The organism is Variovorax paradoxus, assembly GCF_902712855.1.
Taxonomy (GTDB): domain Bacteria; phylum Pseudomonadota; class Gammaproteobacteria; order Burkholderiales; family Burkholderiaceae_C; genus Variovorax; species Variovorax paradoxus_Q.
In genome coordinates this window covers 5,033,132-5,054,783 of sequence record NZ_LR743507.1, presented here as the reverse complement: position 1 = coordinate 5,054,783, position 21,652 = coordinate 5,033,132, and the positions used below count along the sequence as shown (strand labels likewise).

Annotated in this window: 20 protein-coding genes and 4 tRNA genes; 9 read left to right on the top strand and 15 right to left on the bottom strand. The window is 65.0% G+C overall.

What is annotated here, in order from left to right; all coding sequences use genetic code 11:
- Positions 1-8: 8 nt before the first annotated feature.
- From AACL56_RS23965 to AACL56_RS23930, 8 genes are all read right to left on the bottom strand, one after another.
- Positions 9-341 carry a hypothetical protein gene (locus AACL56_RS23965; protein WP_339092289.1) on the bottom strand — a complete coding sequence of 111 codons (333 nt, stop codon included), beginning with the start codon at positions 339-341 and terminating at the stop codon, positions 9-11.
- 207 nt (positions 342-548) lie between these two features.
- Positions 549-1,181 carry an aminoacyl-tRNA hydrolase gene (gene pth / locus AACL56_RS23960; RefSeq protein WP_339092287.1) on the bottom strand — a complete coding sequence of 211 codons (633 nt, stop codon included), beginning with the start codon at positions 1,179-1,181 and terminating at the stop codon, positions 549-551.
- Positions 1,182-1,260: 79 nt separating this feature from the next.
- Positions 1,261-1,941 (bottom strand): 50S ribosomal protein L25/general stress protein Ctc, encoded by a 681-nt coding sequence (locus tag AACL56_RS23955; RefSeq protein ID WP_339092286.1) that lies wholly within the window; start codon positions 1,939-1,941, stop codon positions 1,261-1,263.
- A gap of 90 nt (positions 1,942-2,031) precedes the next feature.
- Entirely contained in the window at positions 2,032-3,006 is a 975-nt protein-coding gene (locus AACL56_RS23950; protein WP_339092285.1) for a ribose-phosphate pyrophosphokinase, read from the bottom strand.
- Positions 3,007-3,147: 141 nt separating this feature from the next.
- A tRNA-Gln gene (locus tag AACL56_RS23945) sits at positions 3,148-3,224 on the bottom strand.
- A gap of 70 nt (positions 3,225-3,294) precedes the next feature.
- On the bottom strand, positions 3,295-4,191 hold the full coding sequence (ispE, locus tag AACL56_RS23940; RefSeq protein ID WP_339092284.1) for a 4-(cytidine 5'-diphospho)-2-C-methyl-D-erythritol kinase: 897 nt from the start codon (positions 4,189-4,191) through the stop codon (positions 3,295-3,297).
- Positions 4,188-4,565, bottom strand: a complete 378-nt coding sequence (locus AACL56_RS23935) for a lipoprotein insertase outer membrane protein LolB (protein ID WP_339092283.1) — start codon at positions 4,563-4,565, stop codon at positions 4,188-4,190. The genes ispE and AACL56_RS23935 overlap by 4 nt, the downstream gene beginning before the upstream one ends.
- A gap of 136 nt (positions 4,566-4,701) precedes the next feature.
- Positions 4,702-6,555: a tetratricopeptide repeat protein gene (locus AACL56_RS23930; RefSeq protein WP_339092282.1), complete on the bottom strand. Its 1,854-nt coding sequence runs from the start codon at positions 6,553-6,555 to the stop codon at positions 4,702-4,704.
- Positions 6,556-6,637: 82 nt separating this feature from the next.
- Between AACL56_RS23930 and mutM the strand changes: the two genes are divergently transcribed.
- The 3 genes from mutM to mutY all read left to right on the top strand — a co-directional run bounded on the left by mutM (position 6,638) and on the right by mutY (position 10,580).
- Positions 6,638-7,450 (top strand): bifunctional DNA-formamidopyrimidine glycosylase/DNA-(apurinic or apyrimidinic site) lyase, encoded by an 813-nt coding sequence (mutM, locus tag AACL56_RS23925; RefSeq protein WP_339092933.1) that lies wholly within the window; start codon positions 6,638-6,640, stop codon positions 7,448-7,450.
- A gap of 99 nt (positions 7,451-7,549) precedes the next feature.
- Positions 7,550-9,511: a dynamin family protein gene (locus AACL56_RS23920; RefSeq protein WP_339092281.1), complete on the top strand. Its 1,962-nt coding sequence runs from the start codon at positions 7,550-7,552 to the stop codon at positions 9,509-9,511.
- A 34-nt stretch (positions 9,512-9,545) separates the two neighbouring features.
- Positions 9,546-10,580 carry an A/G-specific adenine glycosylase gene (gene mutY / locus AACL56_RS23915; protein ID WP_339092932.1) on the top strand — a complete coding sequence of 345 codons (1,035 nt, stop codon included), beginning with the start codon at positions 9,546-9,548 and terminating at the stop codon, positions 10,578-10,580.
- 40 nt (positions 10,581-10,620) lie between these two features.
- Here the strand turns inward: mutY and rapZ are convergent, their stop codons facing one another.
- The 3 genes from rapZ to AACL56_RS23900 form a co-directional block, all read right to left on the bottom strand.
- Positions 10,621-11,499 carry an RNase adapter RapZ gene (gene rapZ, locus AACL56_RS23910; RefSeq protein WP_339092280.1) on the bottom strand — a complete coding sequence of 293 codons (879 nt, stop codon included), beginning with the start codon at positions 11,497-11,499 and terminating at the stop codon, positions 10,621-10,623.
- Positions 11,496-13,175, bottom strand: coding sequence for a DNA repair protein RecN (gene recN, locus AACL56_RS23905; protein WP_339092279.1), 1,680 nt, complete (start codon positions 13,173-13,175; stop codon positions 11,496-11,498). Before recN ends, rapZ begins: the two co-directional genes overlap by 4 nt.
- A gap of 163 nt (positions 13,176-13,338) precedes the next feature.
- Positions 13,339-14,250 (bottom strand): NAD kinase, encoded by a 912-nt coding sequence (locus tag AACL56_RS23900; protein WP_339092278.1) that lies wholly within the window; start codon positions 14,248-14,250, stop codon positions 13,339-13,341.
- Between the two features lie 31 nt (positions 14,251-14,281).
- Between AACL56_RS23900 and hrcA the strand changes: the two genes are divergently transcribed.
- The 5 genes from hrcA (at position 14,282) to greB (ending at position 16,382) form a co-directional block, all read left to right on the top strand.
- Positions 14,282-15,289 carry a heat-inducible transcriptional repressor HrcA gene (gene hrcA / locus AACL56_RS23895; RefSeq protein ID WP_339092277.1) on the top strand — a complete coding sequence of 336 codons (1,008 nt, stop codon included), beginning with the start codon at positions 14,282-14,284 and terminating at the stop codon, positions 15,287-15,289.
- Between the two features lie 33 nt (positions 15,290-15,322).
- A tRNA-Ile gene (locus tag AACL56_RS23890) sits at positions 15,323-15,399 on the top strand.
- Positions 15,400-15,479: 80 nt separating this feature from the next.
- Positions 15,480-15,556, top strand: a tRNA-Arg gene (locus AACL56_RS23885).
- A gap of 114 nt (positions 15,557-15,670) precedes the next feature.
- Positions 15,671-15,747: transfer RNA gene (locus tag AACL56_RS23880), tRNA-Arg, on the top strand.
- A gap of 56 nt (positions 15,748-15,803) precedes the next feature.
- The gene (gene greB / locus AACL56_RS23875; RefSeq protein ID WP_339092276.1) at positions 15,804-16,382 is read left to right on the top strand and encodes a transcription elongation factor GreB; all 579 of its coding nucleotides are present in this window, start codon (positions 15,804-15,806) and stop codon (positions 16,380-16,382) included.
- A gap of 10 nt (positions 16,383-16,392) precedes the next feature.
- On the opposite strand, the gene AACL56_RS23870 is transcribed toward greB, so the two are convergent.
- From AACL56_RS23870 to AACL56_RS23855, 4 genes are all read right to left on the bottom strand, one after another.
- Positions 16,393-18,648 (bottom strand): RelA/SpoT family protein, encoded by a 2,256-nt coding sequence (locus AACL56_RS23870; RefSeq protein ID WP_339092275.1) that lies wholly within the window; start codon positions 18,646-18,648, stop codon positions 16,393-16,395.
- A gap of 93 nt (positions 18,649-18,741) precedes the next feature.
- Entirely contained in the window at positions 18,742-18,945 is a 204-nt protein-coding gene (gene rpoZ, locus AACL56_RS23865) for a DNA-directed RNA polymerase subunit omega (RefSeq protein ID WP_007835875.1), read from the bottom strand.
- Positions 18,946-18,994: 49 nt separating this feature from the next.
- A complete protein-coding gene (gmk, locus tag AACL56_RS23860; protein WP_339092274.1) occupies positions 18,995-19,615 on the bottom strand; it encodes a guanylate kinase in 621 nt (206 codons plus the stop codon).
- 11 nt (positions 19,616-19,626) lie between these two features.
- On the bottom strand, positions 19,627-20,550 hold the full coding sequence (locus tag AACL56_RS23855; protein ID WP_339092273.1) for a YicC/YloC family endoribonuclease: 924 nt from the start codon (positions 20,548-20,550) through the stop codon (positions 19,627-19,629).
- A gap of 91 nt (positions 20,551-20,641) precedes the next feature.
- Here AACL56_RS23855 and AACL56_RS23850 point away from each other — a divergent pair, with 91 nt between their 5' ends.
- Positions 20,642-21,649 carry a serine/threonine-protein kinase gene (locus AACL56_RS23850; protein WP_339092272.1) on the top strand — a complete coding sequence of 336 codons (1,008 nt, stop codon included), beginning with the start codon at positions 20,642-20,644 and terminating at the stop codon, positions 21,647-21,649.
- The last annotated feature ends 3 nt before the right edge of the window (positions 21,650-21,652 follow it).

Sequence of the window (21,652 nt, the reverse complement as noted above, 5' to 3'; positions counted from 1 at the left end):
CGTCGGACTCATTCATCCGACTTGCGTTTCTTCTTCTCGCGTTGTGGCGCATCGCCGGCCGTGTTGTCGCGCGGCGCGCCGCTGAAGCTCATGCTCGACTTGCGCGGCTTGCGTGCGACCTTTGCGGCGCGATCGCGCTCCCTTTGCTCGGCCACAGCGAGACGCCGTTCGGCTTGCGCGGCACTCCGGGCTTCTCGGGCGGCTCGGCTGTCGCGCTCGTAGGCCGCCTTCTCCAGAGACAGGCGGCTGCGCTCCAGTTGGTCGGCGTTCGATCTGGCGCTTCGGGTGCCGGCATCGGCCGAGCGGCGGTCCTCGTCGCTGCGGTGGTCTTCCACCTTCACCGTCTTGCCGCCCTCGCATGGCCGGTCGGAATAGGTGTTGCCGCAGCGCCATGTCTGCGAGCCTTCCTGCGCTGAAGCGCCAGTGGAAAAAGCGCCTGTCGCTACAAAAAACAAAGCAACGGAGGTGATGCTGGCCTTCGTTGCTTTGCTTCTTCTACGTTCTCTCTTCATTTTTAGTTCTCTCCCTCCCTGCACTCCGGTGGCCGGCTAGGTGGCGGCAGGCGTGCCCCCGTCGCCGGGCTCCCGCCGCGGCGGCTTGGGCCGGGGCGGTTTGCTCGTGTGAATCAGCAGCGTCGCTTTTTCCATCTCGCCCGCGATCAGCGCGGGCACGGCATGGAGCGTGCGGACGACGGCGTCTTCGATCGCTTCACGTTGCTCCTTGAGCGGCTTCTTCAGCACCCAGTTGACGACCTCCGACTTCACGCCGGGGTGCCCGATGCCGAGGCGCAGGCGCCAGTAGTCGCCAGTGCCGAGCTGCGCATGGATGTCGCGCAGTCCGTTGTGGCCGGCGTGGCTGCCGCCGAACTTGAGCTTGGCCTGGCCCGGGACCACGTCGAGCTCGTCGTGCACCACGAGGATCTCCTCCGGCGCGATCTTGAAGAAGCGGGCAAGGGCGCCGACCGACTTGCCCGACAGGTTCATGAAGGTCTGCGGCTCCAGCAGCCAGATGCTCTGGCCGCCGATGCTCGCGCGCGCCGCGAGGCCGTGATAGCTGCGCTCGGGAACGAGGTTGAGTTTCCAGTCGCGCGCGAGGGCATCGATCCACCAGAAGCCCGCGTTGTGGCGCGTGGCTTCGTACTCTGGGCCCGGGTTTCCGAGGCCGACGAACAGCTTGATCATGGTTGTGGATTATCCCGTCCGCCAAAAGCAAAAGGCCCGCACGGGGCGGGCCTTGGTGTCGACGGACGCAGGAAGTTGATTACTTCTTGGCAGTCTTGGCAGCGGGGGTCTTGGCGGCCGGAGCCTTGCCACCCTTGCCGGCCGGAGCTGCCGCTGCATCGGCAGCAGCTGCGCCTTCGGCGGGCGCTTCGACTTCTTCGGCAGCCGGAGCGACGGCCGAAGCCAGCACCGGGTTCACCTTGCCGTGGCTGACCCACTTCACGCCGCGCGGCAGCTTGATGTCCTTCAGCGTGACGGTGCCGTTCTTCTTCAGGCCCGACAGGTCCACTTCGATGAACTCAGGCAGTTCGGAGGGCAGGCAGTTCACTTCCAGTTCGGTCGTGACGTGGTTGACCAGGTTGTGTTCGAGCTTGACGGCATCGGACTCTTCCTCGCCCTTGAAGTGCAGCGGCACCTTCATGGTCATGCGGGTCTTGGCATCGACACGTTGGAAGTCGATGTGTTGCACCAGCTGGCGGAACGGGTGGTATTGCACGTCACGCAGCAGAACCTTGCTGACAGCGCCGGCCAGTTCCATTTCGAGCACGGTCGAATGGAAGGCTTCCTTCTTCAGGGCGTGCCACAGTGCGTTGTGATCGATTTCGATCAGTTGCGGCTGGGTGTCGCCACCGTAGACGATGCCAGGGGTCTTGCCCGAGATGCGGAGACGGCGGCTCGCACCCGTGCCCTGCTTTGCGCGCTCAAAAGCGACGAATTTCATATCTAGCTCCTGTGAGAGTCCACCGCGACCAGTGCGACTCCGGTTCAAAAAGGCTTCCTCAGTAAGAGGAAGCCCGCTCTTCGCCTCGGGTCAGAACAGGTTGTCTTGGTCCGAGAACAAACTCATCACCGACTCGCCCTTGGCAATGCGCTGGATCGTTTCGGCGATCAGCGGTGCCACGGAGAGCTGGCGGATCTTTCCGCAGGCATTCGCGCCGTCGGAAAGGGGAATGGTGTTGGTCACGACGACTTCGTCGAGTGCCGTGCCCTTGGTGATGCGCTCGATGGCCGGTCCCGAGAAGATCGGGTGCGTGCAATAGGCGTAGACGCTCTTGGCGCCGCGTTCCTTCAGCACCTCGGCAGCCTTGACCAGGGTGCCGGCGGTGTCGATCATGTCGTCCATGATCACGCAGTTGCGGCCGTCGATCTCGCCGATCACGTTCATGACTTCGCTGACGTTGGCCTTCGGGCGGCGCTTGTCGATGATGGCGAGATCGCAATTCAGTTGCTTGGCCAGCGCGCGGGCACGGACCACGCCGCCCACGTCGGGCGAGACCACGATCAGGTCTTCGTAGTTCTTGGCGCGCAGGTCGCCGAGCAGCACGGGCGAGGCGTAGATGTTGTCGACCGGAATGTCGAAGAAGCCCTGAATCTGGTCGGCGTGCAGGTCCATCGTGAGCACGCGCTCGACGCCGACGGTTTCCAGCAGGTTGGCCACGACCTTCGCCGAGATCGGCACGCGGCTCGAACGTGGACGGCGGTCCTGGCGGGCATAGCCGAAATAGGGGATCACGGCGCTGATGCGTTCGGCCGAAGCGCGCTTGAGCGCGTCGACCATGATCAGCAGTTCCATCAGGTTTTCGTTGGTCGGCGCGCAGGTCGACTGAACAACGAACACGTCACGCGCACGCACGTTCTGGTTGATCTCGACGGTGACTTCGCCGTCGGAGAAGCGGCCGACGCGGGCGGCGCCCAGCGAGGTGCCGAGGTTCTGCGCGATTTCTGCAGCAAGGCCGGGATTGGCATTGCCGGTGAAAACCATGAAGTCAGGGTGATTAGCCTGCATGAGCGCGTCCCGGCAGTGCAAGTTGGCTTAGGAAGCCGCCAAAAGGTTTGTGATGCATAGCGACCGGTGGGCCGCCGATTATTGCAGCGGGTGGGCTGCAAATGAAGAACTGCGGCCGTTGGGCCGCAGTCTCTGAAGATTTGGCAGGGGAGAAAGGATTCGAACCTTTGCATGCTGGAATCAAAATCCAGTGCCTTAACCAGCTTGGCGACTCCCCTACACGGGTCGACGGCTTTCGCCACCAACCGATATATGTCGCATCGAACCGCATGAACGATCCGATTATCTTCAGGTTGCCCAACCGCACAGCGGATGAGTTTCCAGGTTGCTGCAATGACGAACCTGCCAGCCATCGGGGGCTTCCGGCAGTTCCGCTTCATGCGGCGCTTGCGGCAACTTCGCGAATACCGAACTTCCGGAGCCGGTCATTCGTGCCTTCAATCCCAACGCGCCGAGCCATTCGATGGCTTCGGTGACTCCGGGACAAAGTCGCTGTGCAACCGGCTGCAGGTCGTTGTGGCCGAAATCGAAAACCGAGTCACTCAAAACCGAGCTTTTCAGGTTTGTCGCTTCTAGCGATTCGCTATCTGCAGCAAAGCCTGAGATTATAGCAACAGGAGTAGCGCGTTGCAGATCCGTTGCTGAAAAAATTAGTCGGGTATCGAGTCCCTCGGGAGGTTTGACCACTGCGAAGTGCGCGGGAGGGAGTGTAACCGGCGTCAGCAGCTCTCCGACGCCTTCGACCCATGCATTTCGACCACCGAGGAAAAAAGGGACATCGGCACCCAGCTTCAGCCCGATGTGCGCGAGCCGCGAGAGCGGCAGGTTCAGTCCCCAGAGGCGATTGAGCGCGAGCAGGCATGTTGCGGCGTCCGAAGAGCCGCCGCCCATGCCTGCCTGCGAGGGGACATGCTTCGCCACGCCGATGTGTGCACCTTGCCCGGGAGCGGCGTGCGCCTGCAGTGCTCGCGCCGCGCGCAACACGAGGTCGTCCGCGGGCAATTCCGTCGTGAGGTCCTCACGGCTCAACTGGCCGTCGCGGCGCAGTTCGACGTGCAGCGTGTCGCACCAGTCGATCAGCATGAACACCGACTGCAGCAGGTGGTAGCCGTCGTCGCGCCGGCCGGTGATGTGAAGGAAGAGGTTGAGCTTGGCCGGCGCGGGAAGGTCGTAGAGCGCCTTCATGACCGCTCGAACACGATGCGCAGATCTGCGCGCGGGTTCGGCGATTCGCGCACGGCCTGCAGACGGCCATTGCCGAGCTGCGCCAGATCGGGCTTCCAGCCGGGCACAGGGTCGCTGCGGCCCGCGAGCCAGCCGAACAGCGCGCCCACCGGAATGGCCGCGCCCGTGGCAGCTTCGATCAATGCATCGACCGAATCGAAGCGGCGGGTGTGATTGCCATCCTTCAGCAACGCCTCGCCCGGCGCCCAGTGCAGTTGCGCAAGCGTGCTGCCGATGGGGGTGGTCAAGGTGAGGTCACCGGCCTCGGCCGAGCCGCGAAGCTCGAACAGCGCCGCGAAGGTCTGCACCGGTTCGCTCTCGATGCGAAGCGACATTCGCCCGCTCCAGCTGTCCGAGCGGGCGGGGGGCGCAGACGAACCGCCCGAGAACTGCGCACAGCCCGCTATCAAAAGAACAGCCGCGCCGCCCGCTGCCAGCAGCGTGCGGCGACCCTGGTCGACCCGCGTCATGTCAGGGCTTCACCCGCAGGCGCTTGAGCGTTTCCTGCAGGGTTTCGTTTTCGGCATCGCTCAGGAGCGCTTCCTTCCAGATCGTGACGGCGCGATCCTTCTGGCCGGCCGACCACAGCACCTCGCCGAAATGCGCGCCGATTTCCGGATCGGGCCGCGTCTTGTATGCGGCCTCGAGGATGCGGATGGCCTCGTCCATGTTGCCGAGCCGGAACTCCACCCAGCCCAGGCTGTCGGCAATGAACGGATCGTCGGGTGCGAGCTGCACCGCTTTCTGGATCAGCGTGCGCGCTTCGTCGAGCCGGATCTTGCGATCGGCGAACGAATAGCCGAGCGCGTTGTAGCCGTTCTGGCTCTCGGGCTTCAGCGCAATCAGCCGCCGCAGCAGCCGCTCCATGTCGTCGAGGCGGTTGAGTTTCTCGGCCACCATGGCCTGGTCGTAGACCAGGTCGGCGTCGTCCGGCGATTCCGCAGAGGCTTTCGCCAGCATGTCGTAGGCGGCCTGGTATTGCTTGGCGTCGCGCAGCAACTGAACTTCTGCCAGGAACTTCTGCTTCTTGTCTTCCGCAGTGCGCTCGGGCAGAGCGCGGATTACTTCCCGCGCCTGCGGGAGCTTGCCCTGGCGGGCCAGCAGTGCCGCGCGGCGGGTCTGCGCGGCAACCATTTCGTCTGCGCCGTCGATGCGCGAGAGCCAGCGCTCGGCAGCCGCGTAATCCTTGCGCCGTTCCGCCAGCTGCGAGAGCGCCAGGTAGGCCTGCGACACGCTGCGCTTGCGGTCGGCAGCGTCGGTGTCCTTGTTGCTCGGGCTGTTCGACAGCTCGATGAAGCGCTTGATCGAGGTCTCGGCGGCGGCGTCCTGCTTGGCCTGCATCTGCAGGCTGCCAAGCAGCAGCCAGGGCTCCGCGAGTTCGGGGCGCGACGAGGTCACGGCCTGCAGCTGCGTGGTCGCGTCGGCGTAGCGGCGGTTTTCAACCAGCACGCGGGCGTAGGCAATGCGCAGGTCGGGCGCGGCTTTAGGGTTGGTGTTCAGGTAGCGCGTGACGATCGGCTCGGCCAGCGGCTGGCCGGGGTCGATCATCTCGAGCGCCAGCGCCACGGGCGCGTCGGAGGCCGGGTCGACTTCCTGGCCCTTGCGCGCCGCCTCGAGGGCACCGGAGGCATCGCCCGCATTGAGGCGCAACCGTCCCACGGTGGCCCAGGCCAGTCCACCCATCGTGGGGCTCTTGAGTTCGTCCGACAGCGCTTGCTCGACCACCGAGGCCGCGAGCTTCTTGTCCGCAGCGCGCGAATAGTTGCGCGCGATCACCGCCATCAGCAGCGGGCGTTCGACCTGCGAGGTTGCCGCCACTTCGGCGCGCAGCGGTTCGACGGTCTCGCTGATGCGATTCAGGGCGATCAGGATCTGAAGTTCGATGCGCCGTGCATCGCGCGACGTCGGCAGGGTTTCCTGCCAGGCCCGCGCGGCGGCCAGCGCAGCGTCGCCGGAACGCGATTGCAGCGCGATCTCGACGGCGCGCTGGAACAGCTTGCCGTCGCGCAACCGGCGTGCAGCATCGAGCACCAGCGCGTAGCCTGAGCCGGGGTCGCCGGAACGCGTCGTCAGCTCGCCCATCAGGATTTCGTAGAACAGGTCGGCCGTGAGCGCGGAAGGCTGCGCGATGTCGGCCTCGCTGGCCGGCTTGGCGGCGGCCACCACGCGCGGGCGGGCCGGCGGCTTCGGCGGCGCGGAGCGTTCGATGACTGGCGCGGGGCTGGTGGGGGCTGCGGGATCGGAGGTTTGTGCGTGAATCGCACAGGCGATCAAGGCAAGAGACGCGGCCGCCGCAAGGCGGTGTCGGCGGGGCGAAAAGTTCATCTGACCATAATAATCCAGCCTTTTGAACGAGCGCCGCGTGGGGCTTCAACGCCGATGGCGTTTGCCGGAGATTTACTTTTTCATGCCTGAACTACCCGAAGTCGAAGTCACCCGACGCGGCTTTGCAGACCGCATTGCCGGTGCACGCATCGACGCGGTGCGCATCGGCAAGCCCCTGCGCTGGGCGCTCATGGTGCTGCCCGAGGCGCTGGTCGGGCGAAGGGTGCTGCAGGTGCGCCGCCGCGGCAAGTACCTGCTGATCGATCTCGATCGAGGCATCCTGTTGCTGCACCTGGGCATGTCGGGAAGCCTGCGCTTCGATGCGGCGTTGCCGCCGCCCGGCCCGCACGACCACTTCGACCTGGTGACTGACCTCGGCACGCTGCGGCTGAACGATCCGCGGCGGTTCGGCGCGGTGGTTTATGTCGATCACGAGGATTCACCCTGGGCCATCAAGCTGCTCGGCGGTCTGGGCATGGAGCCGCTGGGCGACGCGTTCGACCTCGATGCGTTTCATGCGGGTCTCAAAAAGCGCAAGACTGCGGTCAAGCAAGTGCTGCTGGCGGGCGACGTCGTGGTGGGTGTCGGCAATATCTATGCGTCGGAAGCGTTGTTTCAGGCAGGCATCCGGCCGACGCTCTCGGCCGCCCGCATCAGCCGCCCGCGTGCTGCCAGGCTGCATGCCGCGGTGCGCGAAATATTGGCCAGGGCGGTCGAGAAGGGTGGAAGCACGTTGCGGGACTTTTCGAATGTGGATGGCCAGAACGGCTATTTCCAGCTTGAGGCGACCGTCTACGGGCGGGCTGGCGAGCCATGTCGGGTTTGCGCAACGCCGATCCGGCTGCTGCGCCAGGGCCAGCGCTCCACGTATTACTGTCCGAATTGCCAGAAGTAACGATGGGCGAGTTGGCCAACATCGTGATGGAATGCACAGGAAATGGTTGCTGAACGCTTCCCGATGCTATATTTGTAAGCTCTTTCTTACATATTTCCCTTGAGCCGCTCCTTCAATCAACAACTCGATCAGCACGGTGCCTGGCGAAGCAATTTCGCGCGCCGGCTGCAGTGGCTGTCCCGCTGGCTGACCGAGAACGAGTTGCTCGACCAGGCGGTGGCCGAGCGGCTGCGCGGGCTCGAGACGCAGATCCGTACCAGCAAGGTCATGGTCGCCTTCGTTGCCGAGTTCTCGCGCGGCAAGTCGGAGCTGATCAACGCGATCTTCTTTGCCGGTTATGGCCGGCGCATCATGCCGGCGAGCGCCGGACGCACCACGATGTGCCCGACGGAGCTGGGCTACGACCCCGCGCTGGCACCCAAGCTTCGCCTGTTGCCGATCGAAACAAGGCTCGAGCCGCATTCGCTCGCTCACTGGCGCGACAAGCCGACGCGCTGGACCGAGATCGCCATCGACGTGGGCAATGCCGAGCAACTCGCACAGGCCATGGGCAAGGTGGCCGAGGTGCGCTGGGTGGCCAAGGACGAAGCGCGCACGCTGGGCTTCTGGGACGACGACACCCCCGACGACAACCCGGTGCAGGACGCCGAGGGTCGGGTCGAGATCCCGCGCTGGCGCCACGCGGTGCTGAACATGCCGCACCCGTTGCTCGAGCAGGGGCTGGTGATCCTCGACACCCCCGGGCTGAACGCGATCGGCGCCGAGCCCGAACTCACGGTGAGCCTGATTCCGCAGGCGCATGCGGTGGTTTTCATCCTGGGTGCCGAGACCGGCGTCACGCGCTCCGACCTCTCGATCTGGCGAGAGCACCTGATCACCGAAGACGAAGGCAACGACACGCGTTTCGTGGTGCTCAACAAGATCGACACGATGTGGGACACGCTGAGCACAGCCGATCACATCGAGCAGCAGATCGAACGCCAGCGCGAAGGCGCGGCGCGCCTGCTCGAAGTGCCGCTCGCGCAGGTGCTGCCGGTCTCCGCCCAGAAGGGGCTGCAGGCCAAGATCCGGCATGACGCGCAACTGCTGCAGGCCAGCCGGCTGCCGGCGCTCGAATCCCTGCTGGCCGAAGGCGTGCTCGGCAAGCGCGAGACCATGCTGCGTCTGGCGGTCGATGCGGGCATGACCGCACTTCGCGCCGAGGCCGAGCGCATCCTGAAGGTGCGCCAGCGCGACCTGTCGGAACAGGCGCTCGAGCTGCAGGGGCTGCGCGGCAAGAACGTCTCGGTTATTCGCCACATGCGCGCGCGCATCGACCAGGAGCACGCCGAGTTCGAGGGCAGCAACACGCGCATCCTCGCGCTGCGCTCGGTGCAGGGCAAGCTGCTGCGCGAGGTGTATGCCGTGCTCGGCCGCACTGCGCTGAAGGCCGACATGGTGAAGCTGTCGGCCGCGCTGAAGCGACCGGGCGTCAAGCTCAACGTGCGCAAGGTGTACGCCGAGACCTTCGATTCGCTGCGCAACAACCTGCGCGAAGTGCAGGCGACCACGGCCGAGATCCAGTCGATGCTGCATGCCACCTTCCGCCAGCTGAATGCCGAGCAGGGATTCACGCTGCAGGCACCGGCCGAGCCCGATCTCACGGGTTTCGAGCAGGAACTCAGCCAGATCGAACGCAGCCACATCCATTACCTGGGCGTGGGCAACCTGCTGAAGCTCGCCCAGGCCGACTTCTGCGACAAGCTGGTGCGTGCGCTGGCCAGCCGGCTGCGCCTCGTCAACGAGGCCGCCATGACCGAGGTCGAGCGCTGGAGCAAGGGGGCGAGCGCGCAGATCGACGCGCAGCTCAAGGAGCGGCGCCGCAACTTCACCAAGCGCATCGAGGCGATCGAGCGCATCCAGAGCGCGGCAGGCAATCTCGACGAACGGTTGCTCGAACTCGCTGCTCAAGAGCGCGACCTGGCCGAACTGCATGTGCGGTTGCGCGAGTTCACTTCGCTGATCGCGCAACCGGGCAAGCCGCCTGCCACGGCCACTGTCGGCGAGCTGCGTGCGGCCTGAGTCTTCCGCCTCCGCGGCGGCTGCGACATTGCAATTGCCTCCCGATTTCGCCGCGCAGGTGGTGGCCTGGCAGCGCAGCCACGGCCGCAGCCAGTTGCCCTGGCAGAACACGCGCGATCCGTACCGCGTGTGGCTGTCCGAGGTCATGCTGCAGCAGACGCAGGTTTCGACAGTGCTCGGCTACTTTGCGCGCTTCCTGGAGCGCTTTCCCGATGTGAAGGCACTGGCCGCCGGCACCGAGGACGAAGTGTTCGGCCTCTGGAGCGGTCTGGGCTACTACAGCCGTGCGCGCAACATGCATCGCTGTGCCCAGGAAGTCGTCGCGCGCTTCGGCGGCGAGTTTCCTCGCACCGCGGCCGAGCTGGCCACGCTGCCCGGCATCGGCCGTTCGACGGCTGCCGCCGTTGCCGCGTTCTGCTTCGGCGAGCGCGTGGCGATCCTCGACGGCAACGTCAAGCGCGTGCTGACGCGCGTGCTCGGCTTTGCGGGCGACATGTCGTCCGCGGCGCAGGAGCGTGCGCTGTGGGATCTCGCCACGCAGCTTCTGCCGCCTGCCGAACAGCGCGAAGCCATTGCGCACTACACGCAGGGCCTGATGGACCTGGGTGCGATGGTGTGCCTGCCACGCAAGCCCAGTTGCATGATCTGCCCGGTCAACAGGAGTTGCGTGGCGCGGCGCGAAGGCGCACCCGAGCGCTATCCGGTGAAGACCCGCAAGCTCAAGCGGAGTGCGCAGTCGCTCTGGGTGCTGCTGGCACGCGATGCGCAAGGGCGCGTATGGCTCGAGAAGCGGCCTGCAAAGGGCATCTGGGCGGGGCTTTATTGCCTGCCCGTGTTCGACAGTCGCGACGACCTGCTTGCCGCATTGCCCGCTGCGGCGCGAGATGGGGTGCACGACCTGTCTGCCTTCACGCACGTGCTGACCCACAAGGACCTGCACCTGCATCCCGTGCAGCTCCGAGGCGGCCAGCCGCAAGGCGAGGGCGCACGCTGGGTCGACGCGCAGGAGTGGAGCCGGCTGGGCTTGCCGGCGCCGATGCGCAAACTGCTGGAAAGCGGCGAGGCCTGAGCGGCCGTTTTCGTCGATCTTTCTTGCTGGGCTGGGCTCGTCAGGCCGCGTCGAGTTCGCGGTGCCGCTTCAGCGCACCCCACCGGGTGCCGAACGATCGCGCCAGTTGCTCGACGAGAAACACCGACCGGTGCTGCCCACCCGTGCAGCCGATGGCCACGGTGACATAGCTGCGGTGGTCGCGCGCCAGCGCGTCGAGCCAGTGCGACAGGAACTGCTCGATGTCGTCGTACATGCGCGCCACGTCGTCGTGCTCGCGCAACCATGCGATCACCGGCTCGTCGCGCCCGGTGAGCGGGCGCAGCGCGGGTACGTAGTGCGGGTTGGGCAGCATGCGCACGTCGAACACGTAGTCGGCATCCAGCGGCACGCCGCGCTTGAAGGCGAACGATTCGAACACCAGCGTCAACGCGCTCTGCGGCGCGGAGATCAGCGACTTGATGTAGCTCTGCAGCTGTGCCGGGCGGATCAGGCTGGTGTCGATCACATCGGCACCGTCGCGCAGGTCGGCCAGCAGTTCGCGCTCAAGCTCGATGGCCTGCACCAGGACGCGGTGCTGCTCGGGCACATCGGTGCGGCCTTCCTGGCGCGACAACGGATGGCGACGGCGGGTTTCCGAATACCGGCGCAGCAGGGCGTCGGTGGTGGCGTCGAGGAACAGCGAGCGCAGCGCGATGCCGCCGTCGCGCCGCAGCGCTTCGAGTTGCTGGGGAACGATCGGCAGCGACACGCCGCTGCGCACGTCCATCGCAACGGCCACGCGCGGCGTCTGCTGCTCGTGCTGCAGCGCGATGAACGACGTCAGCAGCTCGGGCGGCAGGTTGTCGACGCAGTAGTAGCCCGCGTCTTCGAGCGCATGCAGCGCAACGGACTTGCCGGAACCCGACATGCCCGTGATGAGCACGAGATCGAGGTTCATGGCGTCGTGGCCGAGACCTTGTGGCCCAGCATTTCCCGCGCGTGCGCGAGCGAGGTCTGCGAGACCTTCTCGCCGCCCAGCATGCGGGCGATTTCGTTGGCGCGGCTGTCGTCGTCCAGGCGCGAAACGCCGCTTTCGGTGCGCGGGCCTTCCTTGCCGGCGGCCGTCTGCCGCTTGGCGACCACGAGGTGGTGATCGGCACAGGCTGCAACCTGCGGCAGGTGGGTCACGGCAAGCACCTGGCGGTCGCGTCCCAGCTGTTTCATCAGGCGGCCGACAGTCTCGGCCACCGCACCGCCGACGCCGGCATCGACCTCGTCGAAGATCAGCGTCTGCGCAGTCCCGAGCTGGCTCGTGGTGACCGCGATGGCCAGTGCGATGCGCGACAGCTCGCCGCCCGATGCCACCTTGCCGATCGCGCGTGGCGTGCTGCCGGTATGGCCGGCGACCAGGAAGGCCACGTCCTCGAGGCCTGCGCGTCCGGGCTGTGCCAGCGGTTGCAGTTCGACCTCGAAGCGCCCCCCCTGCATGCCGAGCCCCTGCATGGCGTCCGTGACGGCCTGCCCCAGGCGTGGCGCTGCCTGCTTGCGGGCCTTGCCGAGCGCTTTCGCTTCCTTCATGTAGATCTGCTGGGCAGCCTGCTCGGCGCGTTCGAGGCCGTCGAGATCGCTTTGCGCATCGAGCGCCTGCAGTTCTGCCTGCCAGCCTGCCAGCAATGCCGGCAACTCGGCGGGTGGTCGCTTGTAGCGGCGCGCGAGCGACATCCAGGAGCCCATGCGCTCGTCGAGTTCGGCAAGCGTGCGCGGGTCGGTGTCGCTGTCGCGCAGGTAGCCATGGAGCGAGTGCGCCGCGTCGGAGGCCTGCGCCACGCAGGACGCCAGCACTTCACCGAGATTGCGGAACTCGGGTTCGATGTGTTCGCAGTTCTGCAGCAGCGCTGCGGCACGCGACAAGGCGGCAAGCGCGCCGTTGTCGTCGTCCTCCAGCGCCTGGCTGGCACCTTGGGCTGCGTCGATCAGCGCCTGCGCATTGGAGATGCGCGAATGGTTGGTCGACAGTTCGTCCCATTCGTCGGCGCCGGGCGCGAGCTTGGCGACTTCGGAGATCTGCCACTGCAGCCGTTCCCGCTCGCGCTGCAGCGAATCCTGTGCCGAGCGCGCATGCTCGAGCGCGGAAAGCGCCTGGCGCCAGCCTTGCCAGGCGGCGTCGAGCGCATCCGTGCGTACGCCGGCATAGGCGTCGAGCAGGCCGCGCACGGCTTCGGGGCGCGTAAGGCTCTGCCAGGCGTGCTGGCCATGGATGTCGAGCAGGCGGTCGCCAAGCTCGCGCAATTGCGTGGCGGTGGCCGGGCTGCCGTTGATCCAGCCACGGCTGCGTCCCTGCAGGTCGACGGTGCGGCGCAGCAGCAGGGCGTCGCCGGCTTCGAAGCCGCCTTCGTCGAGCCATGCGTCCAGGTCCGGATCGGCGTCGAACTCGGCGCTCACATCGAGCCGTTCGGCGCCTTCGCGCACAGCGCCGGCGTCGGCGCGGTTGCCCAGCGCCAACTGCAGCGCGTCGATCAGGATGGATTTGCCCGCGCCGGTTTCACCGGTCAACACCGTGAAACCTCCGGACAGGTCGAGTTCGAGTGATCGCACGATCACGAAGTCGCGCAGTGCGATGCGTCGCAATGCCATCTCAGTTGTTCCTCCAGGTTCCGGGCAGGGGCTGCTGTGCGAAGTCGCAGGGGGCAAGCCATGAAACACCGCGAAGCTGGCCTTGCCGGGCCGCTGGTGTTGTCCCCCGCAAGGGGGTTGGCGGCGCGGAGCGAAATGCGCGCAGCCTGGGGGTGTGCTTCATTCAGGAGCCCCCTTCGTTCCAGTGAAGTTTCTTGCGTAGCGTGTCGAAGTAGCTCCAGCCGCGCGGATGCAGGAAGCGCACGCGGAAATCGGAGCGGCGCACCAGGACGCGGTCGCCGATCACGAGCGAGGCCAGCGACTGCATGTCGAAATTGGCGCTGGCGTCGCGTCCACCGACCAGTTCGATGACGATCTCATCGGCATCCGGCAGCAGCACAGGGCGGTTCGACAGCGTGTGGGGCGCGATCGGCACCAGCACCCAGCCCGGCACTGCCGGATGGAGCAGGGGGCCGCCGGCGGACAGCGCATAGGCGGTCGAGCCGGTTGGCGTTGCGATGATCAGGCCATCGGCGCGCTGATTCGCCACGAAGTGGCGGCCCACCGACACGCGCAGCTCGACCATGCCGGAGGTGGCGCCGCGATTGACCACCACGTCGTTCATGGCGAGCGCGTCGAACACGAGCGCGCCGTCGCGCATGACCTGCGCATGCATCAGGCTGCGGTGATCTTCCTCGTACTCGCCGGCCAGCATCGGAATCAGCGTGGCCTGGTAGTTGTCGAGCGGGATGTCGGTGATGAAGCCGAGGCGGCCGCGGTTGATGCCGATCAGCGGAATGCCGTAGCTGGCGAGTTGCCGGCCGATGCCGAGCATCGTGCCGTCGCCGCCGACCACCAGGCCGAGGTCGCAGCGTTGGCCGATTTCCTCGACCGAGAGGGCCTCATAGCGCGGGTGGGCGGGGGCGGTAGCGTTGGCCTCCGCGCAGGTCGAGCGTTCGACGAAAACCTCGCAGCCCTGCGATTCCAGGAAGGCACCGATGCTTTCCATCACGCCGTCGCGCGCATCAGCCTGCGCTCGGGCGCCGGAGGCCTGGTATTTGCCGATCAGGGCGACGTGGCGGAAGCGAGAGGTCATATCTCACAAATTACAACACTAAAATCTTGCAATGCTGGACGACAGAGCCAAGTTGCTCCTCAAGACGCTTGTTGAGCGCTACATCGCCGACGGGCAACCCGTTGGATCGCGCACGCTGTCGCGTTCGTCGGGGCTGGACCTGTCGCCCGCGACGATCCGCAATGTCATGTCCGATCTCGAGGCGCTGGGATTGATTGCCAGTCCGCACACCTCGGCTGGGCGCATCCCGACGCACCGCGGCTATCGTCTCTTTGTCGACACGATGCTGACCGCGCAACGGGAGCAGATGAGTGCGCCGAGCCTCGCGCCCGACCAGCCGCAGAAGGTGATCGCCAACGCCGCGCACTTGCTGTCGAACATGTCGCAGTTCGTGGGGGTCGTGATGGCGCCGCGGCGCGCGTCGGTGTTCAAGCAGATCGAGTTTCTGCGCCTGTCGGAAAAACGCCTGCTGGTGATCATCGTGTCGCCCGATGGCGACGTGCAGAATCGTGTGATCTTTCCCGAGGCAGACTATTCGCAGTCGCAACTGGTCGAGGCCTCGAACTACATCAACGCGAACTACGCAGGGCTGACGATCGAGCAGGTGCGCGACAAGCTCCAGTCCGAGATCGAAAAGCTGCGCGGCGAGATCGCCGCGCTGATGCAGGCTGCAGTGCAGGTCAGCTCCGAGGTGCTGACGGAGGCACAGGAAGACGACGTCGTGATTTCGGGTGAGCGGAACCTGCTGGCGGTGAGCGACTTTTCCAGCGACATGGGTCAACTGCGTCGCGCCTTCGAACTTTTCGAGCAGAAGGCGCAACTCATGCGGCTGCTCGACGTGTCGAGCAAGGCGGAGGGAGTACGCATCTTCATCGGCGGTGAAAGCCAGGTTGTGCCGTTCGAGGAACTCTCGATCGTCAGCGCCAATTACGAGGTGGATGGACAAGTGGTCGGCACGCTCGGCGTGATCGGGCCGACGCGGATGCCGTACGAGCGGATGATCCAGATCGTCGACATCACATCGCGGCTGGTGAGCAACGCGCTGAGCCATCGCAAGTAGCTTGCGGCGGCCCGCTTAGAATCCGTGCCGCGTGGGCCGTTAGCTCAGTTGGTTAGAGCAGCGGACTCATAATCCGTTGGTCGATGGTTCAAGCCCATCACGGCCTACCACTGCTTGTTTTGCCGACTTCAGGCAATGTTTGAATGTCATTCGAAAGATGATCCGAAAACGGGCTATAATCGAGGGCTCAGCGGCTGTAGCTCAGTTGGATAGAGTACTTGGCTACGAACCAAGGGGTCGTGGGTTCAATTCCTGCCAGCCGCACCAAAAATAAAAAGCCCGAAGGATTCGTCTTTCGGGCTTTTTTCTTTGCCGAGTATTCGTGGTTTGATCTTGAAGGCCGGAAAGACCGCAGAAATGCAGGCTATAATTGCAAGCTGTGCGGCTGTAGCTCAGTTGGATAGAGTACTTGGCTACGAACCAAGGGGTCGTGGGTTCAATTCCTGCCAGCCGCACCACCATATAAAAGCCCGCAACGAAAGTTGCGGGCTTTTTTCTTTTTGGAGGATTTTGCGTGAGCAAGGCATTCACCAAGGAAACTGATTCCGATGGGGACGAGGATGGCGCCGATGTCGCGCTGCCTCCGTTGCCTGCCGGTGGCAAGAACTACATCACTCCAGTCGGCTACGCGCGCTTGCGGGATGAGTTGCTGCACCTGATGGACGAGGAGCGGCCGAAAATCGTGGAAACGGTGCACTGGGCCGCCAAGAATGGGGATCGCTCCGAGAATGGCGACTACCTCTATGGCAAGAAGCGGCTGCGCGAGATCGATCGTCGCATTCGCTTCCTGACCAAACGCCTCGAGATCGCGGAGGTCACCGACCCGTCCGTACACCATGGCCGAGACCAGATCTTCTTCGGTGCAACGGTGCTCTATGCCGACGAGGCAGGTGACGAGCGCACTGTCACCATCCTTGGCATCGACGAGGCGGAGAGCGCCAAGTCACAGGTCAGCTGGATCTCGCCGATCGCGCGGGCGCTGCTCAAGGCGCGCGAGGGCGACGTCGTGAAGCTCGTGACGCCGGGCGGCGCGCACGAGGTCGAGATCCTTTCGGTGAGCTACCCCGCGCCTGGCGGCGCCCAACTGCCGTAACGAGCTGCTGTCAGAGTGCTGGAACCGTTCGCGAGGCGGTCAGCACCGATGCGGTTCGTCGCGCGGCTCGCAGCACCGCGTCGAGGTGGGCGCGATCGCGCACAGCGATCACGAAGCGCAGGTCGGTCGAGTCCTGCGGTGTCTCATCGGCCATTTCCACGTGCGTGATGTCTGCTTCGGCATCGGCCAGCGTCGCAGCGACTCGCGCCAGCACGCCCTTGTCGTTGCGCACGGTGATGACGACACCGGTTTCGAAGGTGCGTGTGGGTTCGTCCGCCCATTCGACCGCGAAGAAGCGCTCGCTGTCCTTGTGCCGCAGCCGCTGGCCGACGCCGCAATCTTCCGTGTGCACCACCAGACCTTCGCCGTGGCCGAGGTAGCCGACGATCTGGTCGCCCGGAATGGGGCGGCAGCAAAGGGCAAAGCGCACCGACGAGTTTTCGCTGCCATCGAGGGTGACCGCGCCTTGCGACACGGTCTCGTTCGAGATGAAACGTTCCCTGCTCAACAGCAGCGCATCGGGCCGCTCACCAAGTTCCGACAGCATGGACACGAGCCGCTTCGCCACGATGCTGGCGATGCGTTTGCCCAAGCCAATGTCTGTCAGCAGTTCGGAGCGGGTGCGGTTGCCGGTAAAACGCAGCAATTTCTCCCAGAGCGGCTGGTGTTCCTCGTCGTTTTCCGGAAGCTTGCCGAGACCCTCGGCGCGCAGTGCCTGCGCCAGCAGCTTTTCGCCCAGTCCTTCGGATTCCGCATGGGCCAAAGTCTTGAGGTAGTGGCGGATCTTGGAGCGTGCCCGGCCGGTTCGAACGAACCCCAGCCAGGCGGGATTGGGCGTGGACACCGGCGCCGTGATCACTTCGACCACGTCGCCGTTCTTAAGCTCGGTGCGCAGCGGCACCTGGTCGCCGTTGATCCGGGCAGCCGAGGTGTGATCGCCGATGTTGCTGTGGATTGCGTAGGCAAAGTCGACCACGGTGGCGCCGCGCGGCAGCGCCATGATCTGGCTCTTCGGCGTGAAGACGTAAACGGCATCCGGAAACAGATCGACCTTGACGTGGTCCCAAAACTCCGCGGCGTCGCGAGTCTCGTCCTGGATGTCGAGGAGTGATTGAAGCCACTTGGTGCCCAGTCGGTCGTTGCTTGCAGCGTTTGGCTCGGCCGCCTTGTACAGCCAGTGCGCCGCCACCCCCGATTCGGCCACCACATGCATCGCCTCGGTTCGCAGCTGGAACTCCACGCTCACGCCGGCCGGCCCGACCAACGTGGTGTGCAGCGACTGGTAGCCGTTGAGCTTTGCGATGGCGATGTGGTCCTTGAACTTGCCGGGCAGGGGTTTGTACATCTGGTGCAGGATGCCGAGCCCGGTGTAGCACGCGATCACGTTCGGCACGATCAGGCGGAAGCCGTAGATGTCCGTCACCTGCGCGAAGCTCAGGTGCTTTTCTTCCATCTTTCGGTAGATCGAATACAGCGTCTTCTCGCGACCCGCGATGCGCAGCGTCATGCCCGCGGCCGAGAAAGCAGTCTCGACTTCTTTCTGCACCTTCTGAATCAGGTCGCGCCGACGGCCCCGCGCCTTCGCCACGGCTTTCGACAGCGTGGCATATCGCCACGGCTTCAGGTGCCGGAACGACAACTCCTGGAGTTCGCGGTATGTCTGGTTGAGCCCTAGCCTGTGCGCGATGGGTGCGTAAATGTCGAGCGTCTCGCGCGAGATGCGGGCCCACTTTTCGCGCGGCGCATCGGCCAGCGTACGCATGTTGTGGGTGCGGTCTGCCAGCTTGACCAGGATGACGCGAACGTCGCGCGCCATCGCCAGCAGCATCTTGCGGAACGACTCGGCCTGATTCTCTTCGCGGGTGTTGAACTGCAGCTTGTCGAGCTTAGTGAGGCCGTCGACCAATTCGGCAACCGGGGCGCCGAAGCGCTCGATGAGCTCTGGCTTGGTGACGCCGCAGTCCTCGATGGCATCGTGGAGCAGGGCGGCCATCAACGCCTGCGCGTCGAGCTTCCATTCGGCGCATTGCGCCGCCACGGCAATCGGGTGAGTGATGTAGGGCTCGCCGCTGTTGCGCAACTGGCCGAGGTGGGCCTCATCGGCGAACCGGTAGGCACGCCGCACCAGTTCGGTGTCTTCGGGGCTCAGGTAATCGAGGCGCGCGGTCAATGCGGCGAAGCTTGCGGCGGCCGCATTCAGCGCGGCCGGGCTCGGTTTCGGCGCGCCTTTGGGGGCATGGGACTGGGATTTGGCTACCGCGCTCATGTCTACCACTTTAGCGTGACCGCTGTATGGACGTGTCCGGACATAAAAAAAGCACCGCCTCGCGGTGCTTTTTCGTTGCAGGGCTGCGTCAGATCAGCCCGGCACCTTCTTGAGCATTTCCAGGCCGATCTTGCCTTCCGCGATTTCGCGCAGTGCAGTCACGGCGGGCTTGTTCTTGCTCTCGATCTTCGGTGCGTGACCTTGGCTCAGCATGCGCGCGCGGTAGGTCGCAGCCAGCACGAGCTGGAAACGGTTCGGGATGTTGACGAGACAATCTTCGACGGTGATGCGGGCCATGATGAGAATCTTTCAGTCTGTGACGATCTGTGAGCGGTGAACTCGGGAATCAAGGGATGTTCAGTGCGGCGAATGTGTCGGCTCGCGCCCGGCGTTGCGCGGAATACCGGAGCCGCTGAGCGTGGACGATCGCCTTGAGATCGAAAAGCGCGCGCTCAAATACCTCGTTGATTATAACGAAGTCAAATTCTCCTGCCCGCGCCATCTCATCGGCCGCATTCTTCAGGCGCAACTCGATCACCGAAGCACTGTCCTCGCCGCGCCGCTCGAGTCGCGATCGAAGCTCTTCCCAGCTGGGCGGCAAGATGAAGATCATCACGGCGTTGGCAAACGTCTTGCGAATCTGCAGCGCACCCTGGAAGTCGATCTCGAGGATCACGTCCGCCCCCTGGGCGATCCGCTCCTCGACGGCCTTTTTCGAGGTGCCGTAGCGGTGGCCGTGCACATGAGCCCATTCCACGAAACCGTCGGCCGCGATCATGGCCTCGAACTCTGAAGGAGAGGCAAAGAAGTACTCGCGACCGTGCTTTTCCTGCCCGCGTGGCGATCGCGTCGTGTGCGAAACCGAAGGCTGCACGGCAGAGTCGAGCTCCATCAGCGCCTTGACCAGGCTTGATTTACCGGCGCCACTGGGCGCCGCGACCACAAAGATGTTGCCGGGGTAATCCATTCTTTCGCTCGTCATTCGATGTTCTGCACCTGCTCGCGCATCTGCTCGATCAGCACCTTCATGTCCACGCCAATGCGCGTGAGTTCCAGAGCAGCCGACTTCGAGCCAAGCGTATTGGCCTCCCGATGCAGTTCCTGGATGAGGAAGTCGAGGCGCTTGCCGATCTCGCCGCCCTTCTTGAGCAGTCGTTCGATCTCGTCCAGATGCGAATTCAGTCGGGTGAGTTCCTCGGCCACATCGATGCGGATCGCGAAAGCGGTCGCTTCGGTGAGGGCGCGGTCCTGGGCGGCTTCGGGCAGGGTGCCGCCGGTGCCTGCAGTCAAGCCCATGGCTTCCTGCCACCGTTCCAGAAAACGGGTGCGCTGCTGCTCGACCAGCTGCGGAACCAGCGGGCCGGCCTGCTGAACCAGGGTTCGCAGTTGTCCCAGATGGGCTTCGAGCATCTTGGCCAGCCGCGCGCCCTCACGCTGCCGGGCCGAAATCAGGCCGTCGAGCGCCTTGCCAGCGACATCGAGCAGGTCGGGCCCCCAGTCACCGCGGGCGGCGCTGTCGCCTCCGGCCAGACGCAGCACATCGGCCACGCTGAGCTCCCGGGCGCTGGGCAGCCAGGCCTTGATGCTGTCCTGCACCCCGTTCAGCCGCTGCAGCAGCTTGACGGAGGGCTCGACGACGCCGGCTTGGGGCGTGGTCTCGATCGCGGCCCGAACCTCGACCTTGCCTCGCTTGAGCTTGCCCGTCAGCAGCTCGCGCAGCGCGGTCTCATGCTGGCGCAGCTCCTCCGGCAACTTGAAGGTCAGGTCGAGGAAGCGGCTGTTGACCGAGCGGATTTCGACCCCGAGTCGGCCCGCGGCGGAAGGCCGTGCTTCGGCTTCGGAGTGGCTGCCTGCGGACCCGTTCTGGCCGCTGGCGTAGCCGGTCATGCTGTAAACTGGCATTGCGCCTCACTGTGGTTTTGCTTGCATGCACCGAGGCGTCGGCACGGCGTTCGCTTGCCGCACCATCGCCTTCGGGCGAAACTCCCGGATTATGTCAAAGGTCAAGCCTACGCCCCTGCTGCCCGATACGGTCATTGGCGGATACCGCGTCATACGCCGGCTTTCGGCGGGTGGCTTCGGCGTCGTGTACCTCGCGATCGACTCCAACGGGCAGCAAGTCGCCATCAAGGAATATCTCCCCTCGTCGCTCGCCACGCGAGGGCCTGGCGAGCTCGCGCCCCAGGTGCCGCCCGAGAAGCTCTCGCTCTACCGGCTCGGGCTGAAGAGTTTCTTCGAGGAAGGCCGCTCGCTCGCCCAGATCTCGCATGCCTCGGTGGTCAGCGTGCTCAATTTCTTCCGCGAGAACGAGACCGTCTACATGGTCATGAACTACCTGGAAGGTGCGACCCTCCAGGATTTCGTGGTCACGGCGCGCGACCTCAAGAAGCAGAAGGTGTTCCGCGAATCGACCATCCGCTCGCTGTTCGACGAAATCCTGCGCGGCCTGCGCATCGTCCACCAGTACAAGATGCTGCACCTGGACATCAAGCCGGCCAACATCTTCGTCACCGACGACGACCGCGCAGTTCTGATCGACTTCGGTGCCGCGCGCGAAGTGCTCAGCAAGGAGGGCATCTTCATCCGTCCGATGTACACGCCCGGCTTCGCCGCCCCCGAGATGTACCGGCGCGATTCGTCGATGGGCCCCTGGACCGACATCTACGCCATCGGCGCCTGCATCTACGCCTGCATGCAGGGCTATCCGCCCAACGACGCACCGCGGCGCATCGAGAAGGACCGCCTCAGCCTGTCGCTGTCGCGGCTGCGCGGCGTGTACTCCGACAACCTCATCGAGGTGGTCGAGTGGTGCATGTCGCTCGATCCGCTCTCGCGTCCGCAATCGGTCTTCGCGCTGCAGAAGGAACTCAGCCGCGAAGGCGAGCGCCGCTACACCAAGCTCACGGTGGGCGAGAAGGTGCGCCTGTCGCTCGACAACATCCGCTCTTTCGACAAGAAGAGCCTGCCCAAGGCTGCTGCGCCCACCACGCGCCCTGCATGACAT

What these genes read in the sequence shown, in the direction of transcription:
- pth (WP_339092287.1), bottom strand. Translation starts at nt 1,181, where the DNA reads ATGATCAAGCTGTTCGTCGGCCTCGGAAACCCGGGCCCAGAGTACGAA.
- AACL56_RS23955 (WP_339092286.1), bottom strand. Translation starts at nt 1,941, where the DNA reads ATGAAATTCGTCGCTTTTGAGCGCGCAAAGCAGGGCACGGGTGCGAGC.
- AACL56_RS23950 (WP_339092285.1), bottom strand. Translation starts at nt 3,006, where the DNA reads ATGCAGGCTAATCACCCTGACTTCATGGTTTTCACCGGCAATGCCAAT.
- ispE (WP_339092284.1), bottom strand. Translation starts at nt 4,191, where the DNA reads ATGAAGGCGCTCTACGACCTTCCCGCGCCGGCCAAGCTCAACCTCTTC.
- AACL56_RS23935 (WP_339092283.1), bottom strand. Translation starts at nt 4,565, where the DNA reads ATGTCGCTTCGCATCGAGAGCGAACCGGTGCAGACCTTCGCGGCGCTG.
- AACL56_RS23930 (WP_339092282.1), bottom strand. Translation starts at nt 6,555, where the DNA reads ATGAACTTTTCGCCCCGCCGACACCGCCTTGCGGCGGCCGCGTCTCTT.
- mutM (WP_339092933.1), top strand. Translation starts at nt 6,638, where the DNA reads ATGCCTGAACTACCCGAAGTCGAAGTCACCCGACGCGGCTTTGCAGAC.
- rapZ (WP_339092280.1), bottom strand. Translation starts at nt 11,499, where the DNA reads ATGAACCTCGATCTCGTGCTCATCACGGGCATGTCGGGTTCCGGCAAG.
- recN (WP_339092279.1), bottom strand. Translation starts at nt 13,175, where the DNA reads ATGGCATTGCGACGCATCGCACTGCGCGACTTCGTGATCGTGCGATCA.
- AACL56_RS23900 (WP_339092278.1), bottom strand. Translation starts at nt 14,250, where the DNA reads ATGACCTCTCGCTTCCGCCACGTCGCCCTGATCGGCAAATACCAGGCC.
- hrcA (WP_339092277.1), top strand. Translation starts at nt 14,282, where the DNA reads ATGCTGGACGACAGAGCCAAGTTGCTCCTCAAGACGCTTGTTGAGCGC.
- AACL56_RS23870 (WP_339092275.1), bottom strand. Translation starts at nt 18,648, where the DNA reads ATGAGCGCGGTAGCCAAATCCCAGTCCCATGCCCCCAAAGGCGCGCCG.
- rpoZ (WP_007835875.1), bottom strand. Translation starts at nt 18,945, where the DNA reads ATGGCCCGCATCACCGTCGAAGATTGTCTCGTCAACATCCCGAACCGT.
- gmk (WP_339092274.1), bottom strand. Translation starts at nt 19,615, where the DNA reads ATGGATTACCCCGGCAACATCTTTGTGGTCGCGGCGCCCAGTGGCGCC.
- AACL56_RS23855 (WP_339092273.1), bottom strand. Translation starts at nt 20,550, where the DNA reads ATGCCAGTTTACAGCATGACCGGCTACGCCAGCGGCCAGAACGGGTCC.
- AACL56_RS23850 (WP_339092272.1), top strand. Translation starts at nt 20,642, where the DNA reads ATGTCAAAGGTCAAGCCTACGCCCCTGCTGCCCGATACGGTCATTGGC.